This window comes from Bdellovibrio sp. HCB2-146 (assembly GCF_047345725.1).
Taxonomy (GTDB): domain Bacteria; phylum Bdellovibrionota; class Bdellovibrionia; order Bdellovibrionales; family Bdellovibrionaceae; genus Bdellovibrio.
The window spans coordinates 803034-821862 of sequence record NZ_JBLEQP010000001.1 but is presented as its reverse complement, the minus strand read 5'-3'; the positions used below and the strand labels follow the sequence as shown (position 1 = coordinate 821862).

Sequence of the window (18829 nt, the reverse complement as noted above, 5' to 3'; positions counted from 1 at the left end):
ATTTTTGCGGTCCACGGAAGGGGTGCGTATGCATAAAGAATTAAATCCTGAATTGTTTGGTGAAAAAAAGGTCGTTAAAACACCATCCATGGACGCGGCGTCCTCAATGGGAGCGGCTTCTACGAACAATTATCTGAATACGGATCGCCAAATTTTCGAACTCAGATCACAAAATCAGGCTCTCGTAGACCAACTCAACAAAGTGGTCGCGACAGTGAATGAGCTGATTAAATCGTCAAACAACAAATTCGAGCGCCAACAAGCTCAGTTGGGTCGTTTGGAGCAAAGCCACAACGGATTGGCAACAGAAGCTGGGCAAAAAATCACGATGCTTTCTCAAAGAGTCAATGAGCGCCGTACTCTGGACGCCAAAGTCCAAGAGATGGTCGATCGCCATAACAACGTGATCAAAAGCTTTGAAGTGCGCATGAACCACATGCAAAAGTTGTTGGCCGAAAAAGAAGCCCAAGCCATCGCCAGCCAAACAGCCCTAAACGAAGCCAAAATGGAAATAGCCCGCCTAAAACGCCTCTAAAAGGTGCCTGGTGACTTTTCGGTACTGCGGCGCACTAAGATATTGAATTAACTGAGACGAAAATAAAAAGGCCACCCTCGGGATGGCCTTTTTTATTTTGAATTGCCGGAAAAAACACCGGGCACCTTATTGGCGGGCTTTTTCTAGGCGATTTAGGAATTTGTCTGGGGGTTCGAATTGGGTCAGGGTGAGGGCGTCGATCCAGACTCCGTTGGAGTTATAGAAAATCAGAGTTGGTAGGCCCATGATGCTGTATTTTTTCTTCAGAGCTTTGAGTTCGGGGCTGTCTTTGGTGGCGTCGAATTTTAGTAGCACAAAATTTTGTGCTAGGTTTCTGACCCGTGGATCTGTGAAAGTTTGTTCTTCCAGTTCGTGACAAGCGGCGCACCAGTCGGCCCAGAAATCAATCAACACAGGTTTGCGATCTTTCACTGCCTGGGCAAGAGCAGCTTCTGAGTAAGGTTGCCAGTTCAGCGCTTTGATTTCATTCACTGCAGCACCGTTGATCATGCGATTGCGAAGATACGGACGGAGATCAAACGCAGACAATGCGATGTAACCGATACCGACAAAGAGAACCGCCATCATCAAACCCTTTTGGATATGTTGATAAGATTTTTTTCCTTGAGCTGGCATGAATGCGCCGTAAACACTGGCGAGAGTGATCAGGCCAATACCGTAAGCTGCATCGAAGAAACGATCTGGTAAGAGCAGGTTCAAATAATAATAAAACACACCCAACATCAATGTGCCGAGAACGAACTTGATTCCGTTCATCCATCTGCCAGAGCGAGGTAGGTATTTAGAAAGCTGATTGGAAAGACCGAGAATGATAAAGATCAAACCTAGTCCCAAAGCATAAGTAAAAAGATAAATAAATCCTAAGAAGCGATTCTGAGTTGAAGCGACAAAAGTTAGAATCACAACGAGAACAGGTCCCACGCAAGGACTTGCCACGATCCCGGCAAACAATCCTGTCAGGTAAGCTCCTGCCAAATTCTTCTTATCATTTGCTCCACGACCAAAACGATTGCGAATAAATGCTGGCATTTGCAGTTCGAACAAACCATACATACTGAGCGACATCATCAAAAAGATTCCGCAGACCACAGACAACACAATGGGATTTCCGAGGGAAGCCCCAAAGACGCTGCCACTTTCAGCGGCGATAATACCCAAGATTGAGTACGTCGTCGCAATCCCTAAAACATAAACGCAGCTCGTGATAAAATTTTGCAAACGCGAGCGCTCGTTTGAGTGATTTCCTAAAACCGCCAGTGTGATCGGAATCATTGGGAAGATACAAGGAGTGAAGCTTGTGAAAATCCCCGCCGCAAAAATAAATAACAATCCCAAGACCATGCTGCCGCCCAAAAGAGCTTTGATGCGAGAAGGGTCGGTGAAGGAATCAGTTGTCACAACGGGAGTCACTTTTTCTGCTTCTTGGAGTTGCGCGGCTCCTTCAACCATTGTCACCATGATTGGAACCTCTAAAACTTTTGTCGTCGGGAATAAGCAGAACTGTGTTGAACAAGCTTGATACACTAACTCCAACTTCATTTTGTCATAACGTTTTAAAAAACGGTCGGGAGCTTCGATGTGAGCTGTAAGCGTCGCCGTTTTTTCGATCCCTCGTCGTTGTTTTTTAGAAAACTTATCGTACCACTCTGTGATTGGTTCGATTTTGAAGGGCGCAATTTGAAATCCGTCTGGTTCTAAAATCACAACGCGGAATTGATCTTCATAAGCATGAAAACCTTCCGGCAATTGCATTTTGATTTCGATATTTCCGCCCTGACCTGGACTCCATTCGTAGGGAACGACCTTCACGTTGGCAATCATTGGATCGTTTTCATCAGCCGTCGTTTGCGCCCAAGACTTAGGGCTGAGAGAGCAGATCAAAACAAAAACATATAGAAGAGAAATGAAAGAATGTCGCATAACTTGTAGTAATCCTTCTCTCGACCATCGGCAAGTTTATTGGGTCCTGCCTCAATATTAACACAGATGTCTCCGATAGAGAAATCAAGAGGTTATTCAATATGGGTTTTGTCGGTATATTGATAGTATTCGCGTGTGTGTTTGGTACCTTCGCGGTGCAGGGTGGATCGATGGGCGTCATCATTCACGCCGCACTTGGAGAGATGATCATCATCGGTGGTGCCGCATTCGGTGCCTACGTGATCGCCAACCCAATGAAAATCGTAAAAATGGGTATCAAAATGGGTCTTCACGCATTGACTGCGAAAGGTCCTCAGAAACCTGATTACACAGAACTTCTGCAAATGCTTTTCCAACTTTTCCAGTTGTTCCGTAAAGAGGGACCACAAGGGGTTGAGAAACATATCGAAGAACCAGATAAATCTGAACTCTTCAAAGCCTATCCTGGTTTCATGAAGAATCATCATGCTGTTCATTTCCTTTGCGATACGATGAAAGTAACTCTTTCTGCGGAACTGAGTCCTTATGACGTTGATGAACTTCTTGAGGGTGACATGAAAGGTATCCATGCGGAAGAGCATCTAGCGCAACATGCTGTTGCGGCAGTTGCCGGTGGTTTCCCGGGTCTGGGAATCGTTGCCGCCGTTCTAGGTATCGTAAAAACGATGGGTAAATTATCTGAGGGTACCGAAGTTATCGGTGCCAGCGTTGCCCACGCCCTGGTCGGAACGATGTTAGGGGTATTTTGTGCGTACGGTTTGATTGAACCGGTCGCGACAAAAATGGGTGCCGATATTGAATCAGAAGGTCGTTATCTTCAATGTATCCGTGCAGCTCTGGTAGCTTTGCAACGTGGAGCTCCTCCAATTGTATGTATCGAGTACGCGCGTCGTTCGATCATGCCAGAAGAGCGCCCATCATTCGAAGAAATCGATAAGGCAACAAAAGAAATTAAAAAGGCCGCTTAGGATTAAGGCAGATCAATGGCTGAGAAAAAGGCGACAATCGTCATTAAAAAAGTTTACGTGCAAGGCGGTGGAGGCCATGGGGGATCTTGGAAGGTCGCCCTTGCCGACTTCATGACCGCCTTGATGGCGTTCTTCCTCGTGATGTGGCTCTTAGGGCAATCCGAAGAAACCAAAAAAGCCGTATCAGATTATTTCTCAACACCATCAGTGATCGAGTACAACTTCCAAAACTTCGGTGCGGAATTAACACTTGAAAAACTTTTCTTGGATTTATTAAACGAGCCGATGAAAGCTTTCCAAAGCTTTATGGAGCCCGCTGATAAAACTCCAAACTTGCTCGACATGGGCTCAACGAAAGTTGTTGCCGCTTACATGGCCGATCAAATGAACGATGTTGCGAAAAACGTAACCGTGACTCCAGACGGTTTTGATTTTGATATTCCTGATTACATGCTCTTTGAGCGTGGAACTTCGCAACCGAATGCGAATTTCGTGAAGGTCATGGATAAAATCAAAGGTGTGACAATGGGACTTAAAGATGCCGACATTCGTTTGACATCAGGTCTTTTCATCCAAGCCGTTGCTGACAGCAGCACAATGCTTGCGAACAAGGTCGCATCAGAGCGTCTGGATATCGTCAGAAATAAAATTTTGGCTTCGCTTGAAAACAGCACTGTGAATGTTGCAGGGGCGATTTCTGTGAAAGACAAAAAAGGCGAGATTGACCCAGCGAAGTTGATTGGTTTTATCCGCGTGAAGATCGCGCAAAAAGAAATCACTTCGGACGGTCGTAAGCCGCGTAAGCTTGATACTTTATTTGGGACAGCCCGTGTAGATATGTCCGTCTATGACAACTTCGTTCATCAGATCAGCAATCGTAAAGAGAAAGCGAATGATGGAAAGAAGAAAACCTTGCACGAGCAAGTTGATCAAGATCTTCAAGATGAAGCGGGATCTACTTCAGTTCCGTCTTTGCAGACAGAATAAAAAACACATCGCCGGCTCCGTTTAAGTCGGAGGCGGCGGTTGTTCCAGTCACCGACCCATCAACAAAAATCGGACCCCATTGAGTTCCTAAAGATGTGCGTAAATCAAAGTACGGACTGATGCTTGAAATTTCCGGGCTGTTATATCCAGCTTCGTTATCCCAAAGCCAGTCGCCAAAAACTTTTGTTTCTTTACCGAAGCCAAGGCGGGCAGACCGTTGATCTGTTCCTTCCCAGTTGCTCATCATATCGTAAGTCACGCGGTACTCACCAAAGTGGAGATGTAGTCCCACGATATTCCCATTTCGATCGCCACCGTTGTAGTATTGGCTCTGGCTGTATGAGATCACCATGTAATTGGCGGCAGAAAAATCAACTTTGATATCACCGTTGATACGAAGATTGAAATGATCATCGCTGTTTTCGTAATTGGTATTTGATCCCCAAAGGCCCAAGCGAAATTGTGGGCCAAAGTTAAACCAGAATGATCCTTGCAACGCAGGAGATTTATCTGACTGAGAAAGGCCGTGCTCTACATAGTGTGAAAGGAGTGCCACATCTCCTGAAAGCGCAAATGTAGGGGAATTGTTAGATTGCCCGTGAGCCCAGCTGCTTAATAGAATGAGGATAAAACCAATGTATCTTCGCATAGATAGTTCGCTTTATTGTGAACGAAACTGGCGTGAAAAACAAAGAAATCAAATTGAGCTTAGACTCCGACCTAGACCAATAGCGAATATTCCGGTAAAAGAAGGGTCCCCAAAAGAGGTTGTGAGTGCTTGATTTGAACCGTCCTTTAAAAGACTGCACGTTTGTTGCCTTCGATACCGAGACCAGCGGAGCGTATCCGATCGGTCACGACATCGTCGAGTTTGGTGCAGTAAAATGGTATCAAGGACAAGAAGTCGGCCGCTTGCAGTTTCTTTTAAAACCGCGTGAGAAAATGACCGACTTTATTATCGGCATTCACGGTATCACCAATGAAATGGTGGAAACTGCGCCGACCATGGCTGAGAAAATTCACGAGATTCATGAGTTCGTCAAAGACTCCATCGTGATGGCCCACCATGCGCCCTTCGATTTAGGTTTTGTCACCGTAGATTTTGAAAAAGCACTGTTACCCATGCCAACAGAGCCTGCTCTGTGCACAAGCTTGCTTTCCAGAAAATGGATTCATGGTGTGGAAAATCACAAGCTGCAAACTTTGGTCAAACATCTGAACATCGACGGCGGAACAGCTCACCGAGCATACGACGACGCCAAAGCGTGTTTGCAAGTGGGACTCAAATGTTTTGAGTTGATGGGAGAGAACACAACGCTTGGCCAAGCCATCAAAAGCCAAGGCAAAGCACTCTTCTGGAAAGACTACACGCTGATTCACGGTTCAAACGAATCGGTGAAAAAATTGATCTCAGCTACATACGATAAAAAAGACATCGACATGATTTATGACGGGGGCTCAAACAAAGGTGAAACTCGTCGTCTGACTCCAGTCGGGATCGTGCGTAATCCCGATGGTGATTATCTGTATGCTTTCTGTCATCGCGAACAAACGAATAAGAGATATTATCTCAGTCGTATCAAAGAAGTCGAAGTCGTATTTTAATATTTCTGTTTGGGAACAAATCCCAACAGTCTCATGAAAAAATCGGAGCCCTTTCTCAATCGGAATGTCGTTGATTTCTCTTCTGTGGGAAACGCACCTGTTGGTGCGATGTCTGACGTGATAGCTGCTCTGACAGGGGCTTCGACATGCGTTGCCTCTGTTGTAAATACCATCGTGACCTGGGGTTTGCCGCGATTGCGCTCCACGGGTGGCAGTTGCTTCATATTGACGTTAAATCTCAAATAGTTATTCACTCCCATCAAATTCCATTGTCCATCAGCACCACGACAGAGCATCGGACCGCCGGAGTCTCCAGGCATGGAATGGGCGTTGAATGTTTCTTCATGGTCGATCACGGCCGGTGGAGCGAGAATAGTTTGAAGGCCGCCGTTTTCAGGAATATTTATTGCGGTCAATCCAAGAACTGTTGCGAGTGAGAAGGACAAGAACGCCTGCTCATTTTCTCCGATATCGTTGATTTTACCACTCACAAGAATTCCAGAAAAGCCGGAGTTCGTTCTGCCAAAACCAGAAAGTATACATTCGCTGTCGGGAGTGACTAGGGCCTCTTTGCTCAGAGGTATGGGCTTAATTGAAAGAGGGCGATCGAGTTTGATAACGGCTTGATCTCTTTTCGGATAAGAGAAGAAAGGTTCAGCCATCGCCGTTTCTTTAAAATAAACTCCGCTGGTGTAAACTTTTGAACCCATCTTGGTTCGGTCAATTTTGAAATTTTTTGATTCGTATCCCTGATACCCGCATTCCACTTTGATGGTGTTGTTGGGTGCAGGCAAACAGTGCGCAGCCGTTAGAACTTTTGTTGGTGTGACCAGTGTCCCTGTGCAGATTCCGTTGAAGTTGTTTTCTTCATTGTACATGAGGATGCGGCAGACACCTTGAGGGCCGCCCGCAATCAAATCCATGGCAGAGTTTCCTGAAATTGAAAAGGCTGAAGAGGAGGCCATCAACAGTGTGAGCGTCGTGAGAAAGTTACGAAAGTTCATTTGGCACCTCTTTTAGTGCAGGGACTTCTGCTTTTAATATGCAAGTCATGCCAGCGAAAAGAGTGTCTCAAAATGAGATTTGTCTGATGTATTAGAGAAATAGCAGGGGGCGCATGGCTGACGGGCGAATTCCGTTAGACACGCGCGTTTATTGTCGCATTAATCTTTCTTGTCTTCTTTAAATTCGACAACCTGAACTGTGCGTTCTTTTTTTAATTCTTGCATGCGGCGGTGAACTTCTTCAGCGAGTTCTTCAAGATGTTTGAACTCATCACCAGTGCGAAGCTTCAGTGGGTTGGGATTTCCTTCCAAAGCCTCCATCAAGAATCTTTCAAACGCATAAAGAGGTCCTGCAATACGGTGAGAAATCAAACGGCCCACCGCAAATAAGATTGCGCAGAACGCGACACTGATAATCACAAAAGTGATCACAAACGGAACGAGGAACTTATTCAGCAAGAATACATTGTTTCCAACCAGTTCTTCGATGGTCACACGCATATATGTGTAAGAGAAAACCAAGCAGATCAAAGTCAGGCTGAGTCCCACCGCCATCAACATGAAACAATATTTTAGCTGGAACGGCATATTGACCCAGTACTGTTTACGCGCGTTGTTTTCGGGCCAAAGCAGTTCACCTTCCCGCACGATCGCATAAACGATCAAACCATAACCGAGCCACTGTAAAGCGTCGGCAATATTAAATGCCGGGCTGGAAAGTCCTGGAGTCCCGACCACGATAAAGTCGACCACATAACCCCAAACGATACGGTCCGTGACGTTACCGATAATGCCACCAATTAAAATCGACAGGCCCGTCCGTAAGGTGAGCGATTTAATTGGAAGAAGGTATTGAATCAAAGCATAAGTACAGAGCAGAAACGCGCCGCCTGTTGAAAGAGACACCACGCGCAGAACGGTTGGAAGATCTGAGAATAAACCCAACATCGCACCGTGATTTTGGTGCAAGACGAAGTGCAGAAATCCAAAAGATTTGATTTGCGTGATGTCCAAGGCCCAAAGTTTCGTCAAACGATCCAGAGTCCAAGTTGCCAGCAGAGGTAGAATTACAATGAGCCATTCGCGTTTTTTCATGCCGAATCAGTCTAACAAGTCCGATGTGCTCTGGCGAAAGGAAATGCTCTGACATTACCATTGTCTAGCTGCGATGTTCGCGAAAGAAAAAGTAGACTCAATCAAGAGTGATAGAGACAATCGAGCTTATGAAAAAAATCATCCTTATCAGTCTGCTTTTCTCCCGCTTCACTTTTGCCGCACTTGCAACTCCCGAAGAAATCTCGAAAGAGTTCTCATCGTTGGCTAAAAAGTATGCAATCAAGACCGAAGATCTGGGAATATATGCGACCACAGGTGATGGGGAGTCCCAGCAAGTTCTTTTAGATGTGAACGGCAAGGTCGTGATGATTCCGGCATCCATTTCCAAAGTTGCCACAGCATCTGCAGTTCTGTCTGCATTTCCTCCCGGCACAAAATTTAAAACACAGCTTTGGACTTCGGGAAAAATTCAAGACGGTATTTTAAAAGGTGATCTGTACCTAAAAGGTGGAGGTGATCCCTCTTTTGTATCTGAAAACATGTGGTTTTTGGTGAACGCCTTTTTGCGAACGGATATCAAAAAAATCGAAGGTGATATCGTGATCGATGATTCGCTTTTTGATAAAGTTCGCTACGACATGAGCCGCCAAAAAGAACGCGTGGATCGCGCTTACGATGCGCCAGTAGGGGCGATGAGTTTTAACTGGAATTCAGTGAATATTTTTGTTCGCCCTGGAAATGGTGATGGTTCGGCGAAAGTTTTCATTGATCCAGAAAATGATTACATTCGTTTGGTTAACAAAGCAAAGTCGGCTCCAGGATCAGCGAATGATTTATTGGCTGATCGCAAAGATGATCCTAAATTTCCAGGTGATGTGATTTCAGTGGGCGGTCGCATTGGTCGAGCTAACAAAGAAATCGTGGTTTTTAAAAATATCACACAGCCCGATCTTTGGGCTGGTTATAATTTGAAGGCTTTCCTTGCCCAGCGTGGGATTCCAGTCACCGGAAAAGTTCGGAATGCTGAAGTCCCAGCCAGTGCCGACATGGTGGCTGAAAGTGAAAGCAAAGCCATTGAACAAATTGTCGCTGACATGAACAAGTTCTCTAACAACTATGTTGCTGAAATGCTGACAAAGAACTTGGGAACCTTGAAAAAATCAAAAGCAGTGACCTTGGCCGATGGTGTGGCAGTTATCAATGAACATATGCAGTCCTTAGGAATTCCTTCGGACCAATACAAATTAACAAGCCCTTCAGGTCTTACGCGTGACAATCGTCTGTCATCTTTTGCGATGTGGAAGGTCTTGCAACATTTGCGCAATGACTTCCGCGTGCAGCCTGAATTTCTCACATCTTTACCGATCGCGGGAATTGATGGCACTCTCAAAAAGAGAATGAAAAACGGACCGGCAGAAAGATGGGTTCGCGCCAAAACGGGATTTTTGACGAACGTCGTATCCCTGGCGGGTTACGCGGGATTGCAAGATGGTCGGGTCATAACATTCTCATTTGTGTATAACGGTTCTACAGATGAGGCGAAGGTTCGCGCCTTTTTTGATAATTTGCTTATTTATTTGGTAAAATAAGCCGAAATAGTTGTACCAGGAGGGTGAACGTAGGATGAAGTCTTTAAGTCTTTCCCTATTATTTGTATTATCTGGAACGTCTCAACTTGCAACGGCTGCAGAGGATTTGGCGGCTAAAGTTGTTCCGCAAGTTGTACCGGCATTAGCGGAAGGCAGTCGTCCTTGGCGTAGTCCCCAATTCGGCACACAAAAAGAAGCTCTCGGATATTCAGAAACTGCATTTGCTGTTCCGAAGGGAATGGAAAAGCAAGTTCAGTTTTGGGTGGATATTTATTCTAAATACACAACTCAACAAGGTGTGATCCACGATTCCGAAAATGTGGATGTGATTTACGAAGTCGTTGATCTGTCTGGTTTAAAAACGGATCGCGAGAGGCAACGTAAAATCGACGCCGCTAAAAAAGTGATCAGTGAAAAACTCAGCAAGGATGAGCGTGAGCGTTTGCGCTATCAATTGGGTCAAAAAGATCGCATTCGCGATGGGATTTTTTATTCCGGTCGCTACATTGAAGAGATGGAAACAATCTTCAAAGAAGCGGGCTTGCCAATTGAGCTGACTCGTTTAGCTTTCGTTGAAAGTTCATTCAACGTGATGGCTCGCTCGAAAGTAGGCGCGAGCGGAATTTGGCAAATCATGGGATACACAGCTCGCCCTTACAAAATGGTGAGCCCCACGGTGGATAAACGAAATCATCCGATGGAAGCAACCAAGCTTGCGGCGAAACTTTTGCGTAGCAACTACAATATGCTAGAGTCATGGCCACTTGCGGTTACTGGTTATAATCATGGCCCCACGGGTGTCAGAAAAATCGCGGACTTCCATAAGACCAAAGACATTTCAATTTTAGTGCAAAAAGTAGATTCGAAGAAAAGCTTAGGGTTTGCTTCCCGCAACTTCTATGCAAGCTTCTTAGCGGCCCTAGAAGTCGAAAAGAACGCTCCGAAATACTTTGGCTCTGTGGTTTGGTCTAAACCTTTGGATGGTCAAGATTTGAAGCTTCCGGTGTCAGTTCGTTATAAAGACATCCTTCACTGGTTTGACGGAGACGACGATAAAGCTCAGCTTTTTAATCCCCATTTGACGAGTGTCGCTCGTAAGGGACGTCCAATCCCAGCTAAGACTGTGATTTCAGTACCAAAGGATAAATATAACGTGGCCTTGATCTCGCTGGCTCGTAAAGACCGTACGGTCGCTTCTGAGAGATAATTAGCGAAGACTTTCAGTGACAATGTGCCTAATTTCATGCATCCTATTGAATGCCCATTTTTAGCGGGGCGTACAAAGGATGCATTTTGTTTCGTAATCCCATCACTCTTTCAGAGATCGCTAAGCTTTCGGACCCCCGAGAGCGGGTTTCTATTGCGGATACAACTTTGCTCCGCGTGGGTGTGAATTATATCCAGGATGGCAATTTCCGTGGTCATCGCGTTTTACCGGATTCTCGTAACAGTCTGAAGCTAAATTTGATCTATGTGTCATCGACGGAAAGTCTGACGGTCAAAGTTCAAGAAAACGGACCCGGTGGAAATTTAAACTTCCAATGTGATAAGTGCCAAACTACCGGCGGTTCGGGGCCTTCGTGCAAGCATCAATGGGCCTCGTATTATTTATTGTGGCAGGCTCTGACCAAAGATACCGCGAGCTTGGAGTCCTTGGGGCGCAAAGTTCAAGAGTTGGCCGCCGAGCTGAAGAAATCTGCAGTTGCTGCTGATGTAAAAGCTCCCGAACTTCAAGATGTCACTATTCCGGAAGATGCGAAATTAGAATCCGTTAGTTTATTTTTGGAAAACTTCCCGCACGGGAAGAATGCTTTGTTGGCAAGTCTCTTTAATTCCAACGTCGCTAAATATCAGTATCATGAGTTAGCAGAAAATCGCGAGCTCTTGGCGCCGTCGCTTTGGAATATGCCAGAAGTTTTCCGTCGTCGTTTGAAATCCTATTCTGGTCATTATTTGCATGAAGTGAACGAACTGAATCGCTTGTCGGATATGCTTCGTTATAACTTCAGTCATGGCTTGCAGGTCAGCGCGCGCGAAATTTTGCGTCACCCGTTACAAAAGATAGTCCCGAAAGAACTTTTGCCACAACGACGTTCGGCTGATGAAGCAACCCTTGTGCGTTGGCCTCTGGCTTTGCAAAAAGCCGGCGTTTTCATCAGTCAGAATATCCGAGATCTAGAAGAAATCATGCAATCGCTAATGTCAGTCGTGATTCGCAATCTGGAGCAAGGTAAAATTCAAGTTTACCTGCAAGCGGGACACGATCCTGAAAAGGCTCTGCAGATTCGTGAAATCCAAATGGATCCAGCGATGGAACTGCACTGGCGAGTTGATTTTGATGATCGCAGTGACGGCCTTGAAGGCGAATTCAAAATCATCGGAACTCAAAAGAATGATTTTATTTTCTTTGAGAATTTCGCGGTTCAACCTGAAGCGGGTGTTCTTGTTCCGTATTCCTGGGAGAACGAGCGCCAGGTTGTGGATAATTATGTGCGTGGGCTTTATAACCATGATCACGTCGGCGATACATTCCCGGAAATCGCCAGCACGCTGCGCCTGACGAATGAATTTGAAATTACATCGTTATTAAAATATCTGCGCTCGCGTTCGATCCCAGTTGTTGTTGAAGGCGGCGTGCAGGTTTTAAATGCGCGTGATAGCTTGTCTGAAATTCATCTTGATGAAAAAGGCGGCTTTTTTGTTCAACATAGAGCTGATGTGCGCGGAGAGTATTCGGTTTCGCGCAAGGGTTGGACACTTGCGACGCAGAAGTATTTAAAGACACTTTCACTTGGAATTCCTTTTTATCTTGATACCGATGCTCGTAACGTTGCTTCGCGTATGGGACGAAAAAAGGATTGGGATTTAAAACTGCTCAGACACTTAGGTGTCTTGCAATACCTTTTTGTTGAAATTCTTTCTTATCATTTTGATGGACACCTCACCGACCAGCGAGTGGTGACACCGGAAGGATTATTTCCGGCACTTCACGAGCGCATTCAGAACCTATTGGTCAGTGGTACGGGTGAACTCCTTTCTCGTGATAAATCACTCGAAGAACTTTGTTCCCGATCTGTTTTAGTTTGCTTTGAAAACTTTGTGACGAAAACACTTGAAGCCCTTAAGGGCGGAGAGTCGTTTTATTCGGAACGCGGTGAGCTGATTGTCGAAGGCTTGGTTGAAAAAGACTTCCGTCTTCTTTACGAAATCTTGAAACGCATGGCCTTGGTCACAGGTGGAGAGATTTATAAAAAATCTCGCACGACATTATTATCAAAAATTTGGACCGGAAATTTGGACATCGATCCACAAATGCAACGCGGAGATTTTGTTTTTCCTAAAGAGGACAAGGACTCAACGGGCATTCGCGAGAGCCTTGAAGTTTTACAACTTCTCGTTCCGCATGGATTTAAAATTTACTACAAGGGCCAAGTGCTTCAAGAACTTGGAGATGATGATTTCCGCGTTGATTTTGAAATCTTTAGTGAAGGTCCGAAAGACTTTAACTGGTTTGAACTCAATCCGCGCTTTTTCTTGCGCGGGGTTGAAATCAATCCTCACGAAGTGGGAAACTTTGGTCAAGGCGGCGTGATTGAATACGACGGTCGATTGTATCTGGTGCCGCAAAAACAAATGCCGTCGCTTCGTCGTTTAGAAGGTTTCTGGCAACGTCTGCAAAAAGGACAAGTTGCTAAATCTTTGAAAAAGAAATGGGAAGAAAAAATCTATAAACTTCCTCGTCATCAGGTTCTTGAACTTTTAGCTCTGAGATCTTCCGGATATGCGATCCGCGGGGATGATGATTGGAAAAAGCTGTGTGAATTTTATGATCAATTAGGTTCTGGGGCTCCCGCAGAAAGTCTTCCAAAATCAGTTAAAGCAAGTTTAAAACCCTACCAATCCTCGGGCGTGCAGTGGTTGCGTGATTTATATCGTCTTAAATTGGGTGCCCTGCTTGCCGATGACATGGGATTGGGAAAGACATTGCAGGCCCTTTGCTTCCTAGAAGATCTGCGCGTGAAGCAAAAGCTTGGATCTGTTCTAATTGTTGTCCCTTCGTCGCTGGTCTATAACTGGCAAAGCGAAGTAGAGAAGTTCACTCCTGAATTGCCATTAGCTGTGTTCACCAACAAAGATCGCGATGCCATTGGCAAACGCCTGGAAAGCAAAGAGGATCTAGTCGTTGTTTCGACTTATGGTCTTTTGATGGAGCATGAAACATTCCTGAATCAATACAACTGGAATGTTCTGGTTTTTGACGAAGCTCAAAACTTGAAAAACATCACAACTAAACGCACGAGCTCGGCCCGTACGTTAAATGCACAATTTAAAATCTGCCTGACGGGTACGCCAATGGAAAACCACTATGGTGAGTTCTATTCATTGGTGGATATCTTGGTGCCAGGCAGCTTAGGCAAGATTGAAGATTTCCGTCGTCAATTCGTGAATACCGAGATTGTTTCGCGCGAACAGTTGACGGATTTGAAACTAAAAATCAAACCGTTGCTTTTAAGACGTACGAAAAAAGAAATCCTCGATCAGTTACCAGAAAAACAAGAAACGAAGGTCAGCATTGCTTTTGAAGAAAAACAAAAGCGCATCTATCGCGATATCGCACTTTCTTACAACCACACAGTTCAAGAAAGTATGAAAGACAAAGGCGAAGCCAGCGTGCAGTTGCAAATGTTGACGGCTCTTTTAAGACTTCGCCAAGCATGTTCGGACCCAGGTGCCTTGCCTCAGGTGAAATACGATAAAACGCCTCCAAAGTTAGAAGCTCTTTTGGATTCAGCACAAGAAATTGTCGAATCAGGTGAAAGTGCGTTGGTCTTTACTCAGTTCCTGCAAACTTTGGAACACACCGAGCGTCTGTTAAAAGAACGCGGCATTCCGGTTTTTGTTTTGCACGGGGGAGTTCCTACAAAACAAAGACAGAAACTTCTATCCGATTTTAACAAACTTGATGGTGGTGCGGTTCTCATCATGACTTTGAAAACGGGTGGTGTGGGTTTGAACCTGACCAAGGCCAGTTATGTTTTCCATATCGAACCTTGGTGGAATCCGTCGGTTGAAAATCAAGCAACAGACCGAGCACATCGCTTAGGACAAAGCAAAGCCGTGCAGGTTTTCCGCTATATTATGCATGAATCGCTCGAAGAAAAAATTGAGTTGCTGAAAGACCGTAAAGACAAAAAGTTCCAAACGCTTTTTGCAAACTCAGAAAAAGAATCGGAGTTGGGCCCAGGATCAGGCGCATTGACGAAAGAAGACTTCGATTTGCTTTTAGGAATTAAGAATTAGGAAATAAAAAAGGCACCGTGAAGGTGCCTTTTTCTTTAGAGGTAATCGCCTTTTGGGCTGCTTGTTGCGCCAACTGTATTCACTGGCGTTCCATTCGGATTGAGATCCAAATATTTATAAAGCAACGCTGTCATTTCAGCGAGAATACCTTGATCGTTGATATAATCAGGTTTGTCCACGCACATCGTGTTCACCATTCCGATGAAGGCATTCACGATCACGTAAGAAACTTTCTCCATATCGCGACCAGGAATTGCAGGCAGATTGTATTTCACAACTTCTTGGAAATAACGAATCGTCTCTGTCATGTAAGAAGCTTCCGCAACGTAGTATTGAATTGTTGTGAGCTTTGATCGCAATTCGGAGTTACGACGGCAAATCTCGAAAGCAAGTTCCAACATCGCGCGAATTCTTTGCTCCGCAGGAAGTGGAGAGATAGAACGCATTCTATCGGCAAGAATTCGTTTGTCTTCTTCAAGGAGGTTTTTCACAACCGCTTGAACAACAGATTCTTTATTTCCAAAGAATTGATAAAGAGAGCCGATGCTGACGCCAGCTTCTTTCGCAATCTTATCTGTTGTGATGGCATAAAACCCTTCAGAAATCAGGAGGCGAGAGCAGGCATCTAAAATAGTAGCTACTGTTTGCCGGGAACGTTCCTGTGTTGGGGTCTTAACAATTATTTTAGTTTTTTTCGCTTTCTCTTTTTCCATAGACTGAATCATGACAAATGATTCTCCCTTTCTGCGGACGTGAGTCCTGAGGACAGAATAGGAAGCAATGGACGCGTGGGCAAGTCTGGATTTTTGCATTTTTGTAATGAAATGGAAAAAAACGCAGAAGGCCGAGAAAAAATCGTGATTTGCGGGCAAATTTTTGGTCGACGGAAGCTATTGTTGGCAGAAAACTCCAGCACGCTCTTCGTTCGCAGGATAACTCATGCGTTTTGCTATGTGCTGACATTGTGACTTCGTGATTTTTTTGTTGAAGCGGCTCAAACATTCCCAGCGAACATCATCACCCGAATCAGGATACTCCATAGATGCTGCAATCTTGCGGCACTCAGAGAAAGACACTTTAACTTTCTTCAAATCATAAAGACAAACCAAGCGAGCTTCTTCAGCGTTGTTCGAATATTCAAACGAAGCTGCGATCGCAAGACACTGATCCACATTGATTTGCGCGGCTTTTTGTTTCAAGCACTGCAGGCGTTGGTCATCACGTTGATCCATCGCCAGGCGTGAGCTTTTGGAAACTTGGCAAAGAGTTTCGGGTTGGGCATGCGTGCTTACGGCTCCCATCAAAACAGCAACTACGAACATCAACGTGAACTTCATCATTTTCCCGACCTCTCCGAGGATTCCAGTATTGCAAGCCCGAAGCCTTCGCCAGCTCTTATATATCGTTTTTAAGGCATTTTGAATGTCTAACTTCGAGACAGAGCAGACAAAGTGGAGGATTCGAGGGAAAAGAGCAAAATAATTGAATCGTGCTGCGTAAAAACACGCGCGTGAGAGGGGAATTTCTCAGTTACCTGATGCATCTATCAAACGGACGCAGCGTCGATTTCTATCACGCAAATGTCTTATGAATGCATGCACGAGGGGCAAAAACTGCCTGTCTCATTTTGAAATAAAAATAGATAAAAGTCTCACTTTGCGAAGAAAGCAAAGGCCCCCTTTACATGTTAAACACCCACTTGTTAGCCTGTTGATACACCACAGTGGGAGTACGTTGATTGAAAACAAGTGTTGTAGGTATCTTGTTGCTCATCCTTTTAGGCTGCTCACACTCTGCCCCCAAGCGCGGGCCGGAGGTTGTCGCAAGTTGTTTTAGCGACGGCGAAGAGCAAGAACCCATGTGTAAATCCCAACGAGTTGCCGAAGATTCCCGCATTGTGGTCACTCGCTGTATTGGTGCGAACAACCGTCTGGCCCTAGCAAATTTACGTGGAAAATGTGTCGAGAAGATTTGCCCCGCTGGCTCTAACACCGACTGTGAAACTCGTGGCGAGATCGCCGTTTTAGGTGCCTATGCAGAACTGGTGCGCGGTAAATTATTTGCCGAGGACGAAACACCAGCAGCTGCAACTCCGGCGGCTCCTGCGAAAAAAATGAAAAATAAAAAAGGCAAAGGTAAGAAGCTTGCTGCTGTAAATTCTGTCGAAGCAGAAATCGACGTGGATCCGAATGCACGCTTACCAGTTGAGCCGGAAAAAGAAGAACCAGCTCCTGCAGCTGTAACCGCAAAAGCCGTGAAGCAGGCACCAGCTGCTCCGGTTGAGCCTCCTCAAATGAATGTGGTATTAAAACCAGCGGCTAAAAAAGCACGTGGACCTTCGAGTGTCGCAAAACCTCAAGATGGCTTTCAACGTGTTTGTGTTGCAAAAGCGGATACCGCGGCACCGGAAAATTTGCGAGGCAAATGTGCAATTCGAAATTGCGATGCCAGTGGCAAGTGCACCTACAAGGGCCGCAAAGAAATGTTTGATTGGGTTGCCGCGAATCGGGCAGGTTAGTTCAAAATCCTAAAAACAAAAAAGGGCCTTTTCGGGCCCTTTTTAATTTCTCAGATATCGAATTTTAAGGTTTAAAAATCGGTCCGCGTTCCGCATCAAGTGCGCGATATGGATTATCTGCATAATCGATTAAGTACAAAACTGGCTCCAAGTTTTTCTGTTGAACGCTTGGAATTATTTCAGCACCCGGATAAAAACCTCCTGAGCCCCAACCGCTATCACCTGGATCCAATTCAAACGTGAAGGAAATAATTTTGTGTTCACCGTAAGACCAATCCGTCGTATCGCCCGCAGCTAAATACAAATCAGAAGATTTTTCTGGCGTATATCCATTCCAGGTTGCCATTTTTTTTGCCATCACCTCGTGAACTTGACGATCGCGTACCACGGGGATGTCATCATAGACGTGACCAAATGGGTAAAGGATTAACTGCGAGAAGGTGTGGAATGAAAGAAGAATCGTGATGTTCTGGTGATCTTCCACATATTTTTTGATCGCTTTTGTTTCTGGTTCGCTAAATGCCATCGGCCCGCGGAACGTATCACTGTTTGGATTTGAACTTGCTCCTTGGCCGCCCCAACCAAAACCGTAGTTACGATTCAAGTCCACACCGAAGCTGTTGCCAGAATTGCGCGCGCGGTTTTTTCTCCAAGAACGATAAGAGCCTGAAGCGATATCGTATTCAGCACCATCAGGATTTACCATGGGAATGATATGAATATCACGGCTGTTCACAAGACTTTGAATACGTGGATTTCCTTTTGCGTATTCCGTTAGTAAATATTCGACGTAAAAAATTGGCAGCTCAATCGACAAGTGTTCGCGAGCATGATGTCCACCCATAAAGACAACTGCAGGCAATTGATCCGCTTGCGCCAACTGGCCGGAAATTCTCACGGCCCAAATATCGCGTCCTTCGTATGTTTTACCGATGGATTGCATTGATGCGATGTTTGAATGAATCGCCATCAAGTCCTGCAACTTTTTCGTCATCTCATCATAGTTGTGATAAGCCGAATCACGAGCAGGGAAGTCCATTTCTGCCGTCATTGGGAAGCTCACTTCCAGAATTCCCAGTTCATCGAGCGCTTTCTTTTCGCTTTCGTTCCCGAGAGCCACAACGAAATCTTCGCGCACAGTTTCAATAGTCACGCCTGTCGCTGCGACAAGAGAACGCTCGTATTTATCTGTGGCTTTGATCTTCATCCAGTATTGAACGGAATCTTCTGCATAAGAAACGGAAGCCAGAAGAATTCCTGCGATCGCAAGAATAGTGGTTTTCATAAGGCCCCTCCTTGGGCACCGACTTTTGTCGGCATCTCTC

The 18829-nt window shown here is 45.3% G+C and carries 15 protein-coding genes; 8 read left to right on the top strand and 7 right to left on the bottom strand.

The features are described 5' to 3' along the window. Positions 1–28: 28 nt before the first annotated feature. Positions 29–535, top strand: a complete 507-nt coding sequence (locus tag ACLWOR_RS04005) for a hypothetical protein (RefSeq protein ID WP_413939380.1) — start codon at positions 29–31, stop codon at positions 533–535. 126 nt (positions 536–661) lie between these two features. On the opposite strand, the gene ACLWOR_RS04000 is transcribed toward ACLWOR_RS04005, so the two are convergent. Next, complete coding sequence (locus ACLWOR_RS04000; protein WP_413939379.1) at positions 662–2476, bottom strand: protein-disulfide reductase DsbD family protein; 1815 nt, start codon at positions 2474–2476, stop codon at positions 662–664. A 101-nt stretch (positions 2477–2577) separates the two neighbouring features. Here ACLWOR_RS04000 and motA point away from each other — a divergent pair, with 101 nt between their 5' ends. After that, positions 2578–3444 (top strand): flagellar motor stator protein MotA, encoded by an 867-nt coding sequence (gene motA / locus ACLWOR_RS03995; RefSeq protein ID WP_413939378.1) that lies wholly within the window; start codon positions 2578–2580, stop codon positions 3442–3444. Between the two features lie 15 nt (positions 3445–3459). Next, positions 3460–4431, top strand: a complete 972-nt coding sequence (locus ACLWOR_RS03990; RefSeq protein ID WP_413939377.1) for a flagellar motor protein MotB — start codon at positions 3460–3462, stop codon at positions 4429–4431. On the opposite strand, the gene ACLWOR_RS03985 is transcribed toward ACLWOR_RS03990, so the two are convergent. Beyond that, the gene (locus ACLWOR_RS03985; RefSeq protein ID WP_413939376.1) at positions 4400–5080 is read right to left on the bottom strand and encodes a TorF family putative porin; all 681 of its coding nucleotides are present in this window, start codon (positions 5078–5080) and stop codon (positions 4400–4402) included. The two genes, ACLWOR_RS03990 and ACLWOR_RS03985, sit on opposite strands and share 32 nt — an antisense overlap. A gap of 125 nt (positions 5081–5205) precedes the next feature. On the opposite strand from ACLWOR_RS03985, the gene ACLWOR_RS03980 reads away from it, so the two are divergent. Continuing rightward, positions 5206–6036 carry an exonuclease domain-containing protein gene (locus ACLWOR_RS03980; RefSeq protein ID WP_413939375.1) on the top strand — a complete coding sequence of 277 codons (831 nt, stop codon included), beginning with the start codon at positions 5206–5208 and terminating at the stop codon, positions 6034–6036. Here ACLWOR_RS03980 and ACLWOR_RS03975 read toward each other — a convergent pair. Both ACLWOR_RS03975 and ACLWOR_RS03970 read right to left on the bottom strand, forming a co-directional pair. Next, on the bottom strand, positions 6033–7040 hold the full coding sequence (locus ACLWOR_RS03975; protein ID WP_413939374.1) for a trypsin-like serine protease: 1008 nt from the start codon (positions 7038–7040) through the stop codon (positions 6033–6035). The two genes, ACLWOR_RS03980 and ACLWOR_RS03975, sit on opposite strands and share 4 nt — an antisense overlap. Before the next feature lie 159 nt (positions 7041–7199). Beyond that, positions 7200–8135, bottom strand: a complete 936-nt coding sequence (locus ACLWOR_RS03970) for a signal peptidase II (RefSeq protein WP_413939373.1) — start codon at positions 8133–8135, stop codon at positions 7200–7202. A gap of 128 nt (positions 8136–8263) precedes the next feature. Here ACLWOR_RS03970 and dacB point away from each other — a divergent pair, with 128 nt between their 5' ends. The 3 genes from dacB to ACLWOR_RS03955 all read left to right on the top strand — a co-directional run bounded on the left by dacB (position 8264) and on the right by ACLWOR_RS03955 (position 14986). After that, positions 8264–9685: a D-alanyl-D-alanine carboxypeptidase/D-alanyl-D-alanine-endopeptidase gene (gene dacB, locus ACLWOR_RS03965; RefSeq protein WP_413939372.1), complete on the top strand. Its 1422-nt coding sequence runs from the start codon at positions 8264–8266 to the stop codon at positions 9683–9685. 34 nt (positions 9686–9719) lie between these two features. Further along, on the top strand, positions 9720–10892 hold the full coding sequence (locus tag ACLWOR_RS03960) for a lytic transglycosylase domain-containing protein (protein WP_413939371.1): 1173 nt from the start codon (positions 9720–9722) through the stop codon (positions 10890–10892). Between the two features lie 86 nt (positions 10893–10978). Continuing rightward, positions 10979–14986, top strand: coding sequence for a DEAD/DEAH box helicase (locus ACLWOR_RS03955; protein WP_413939370.1), 4008 nt, complete (start codon positions 10979–10981; stop codon positions 14984–14986). A 35-nt stretch (positions 14987–15021) separates the two neighbouring features. Here ACLWOR_RS03955 and ACLWOR_RS03950 read toward each other — a convergent pair whose 3' ends face one another. Together ACLWOR_RS03950 and ACLWOR_RS03945 are read right to left on the bottom strand one after the other, a co-directional pair. Continuing rightward, positions 15022–15711: a TetR/AcrR family transcriptional regulator gene (locus ACLWOR_RS03950; RefSeq protein ID WP_413939369.1), complete on the bottom strand. Its 690-nt coding sequence runs from the start codon at positions 15709–15711 to the stop codon at positions 15022–15024. Positions 15712–15876: 165 nt separating this feature from the next. Continuing rightward, positions 15877–16326 carry a hypothetical protein gene (locus ACLWOR_RS03945; RefSeq protein ID WP_413939368.1) on the bottom strand — a complete coding sequence of 150 codons (450 nt, stop codon included), beginning with the start codon at positions 16324–16326 and terminating at the stop codon, positions 15877–15879. Between the two features lie 398 nt (positions 16327–16724). Between ACLWOR_RS03945 and ACLWOR_RS03940 the strand changes: the two genes are divergently transcribed. Further along, positions 16725–17504 carry a hypothetical protein gene (locus ACLWOR_RS03940; protein WP_413939367.1) on the top strand — a complete coding sequence of 260 codons (780 nt, stop codon included), beginning with the start codon at positions 16725–16727 and terminating at the stop codon, positions 17502–17504. A 64-nt stretch (positions 17505–17568) separates the two neighbouring features. Here ACLWOR_RS03940 and ACLWOR_RS03935 read toward each other — a convergent pair whose 3' ends face one another. Then, positions 17569–18789 (bottom strand): M14 family metallopeptidase, encoded by a 1221-nt coding sequence (locus ACLWOR_RS03935; RefSeq protein WP_413939366.1) that lies wholly within the window; start codon positions 18787–18789, stop codon positions 17569–17571. Positions 18790–18829: the final 40 nt, after the last annotated feature.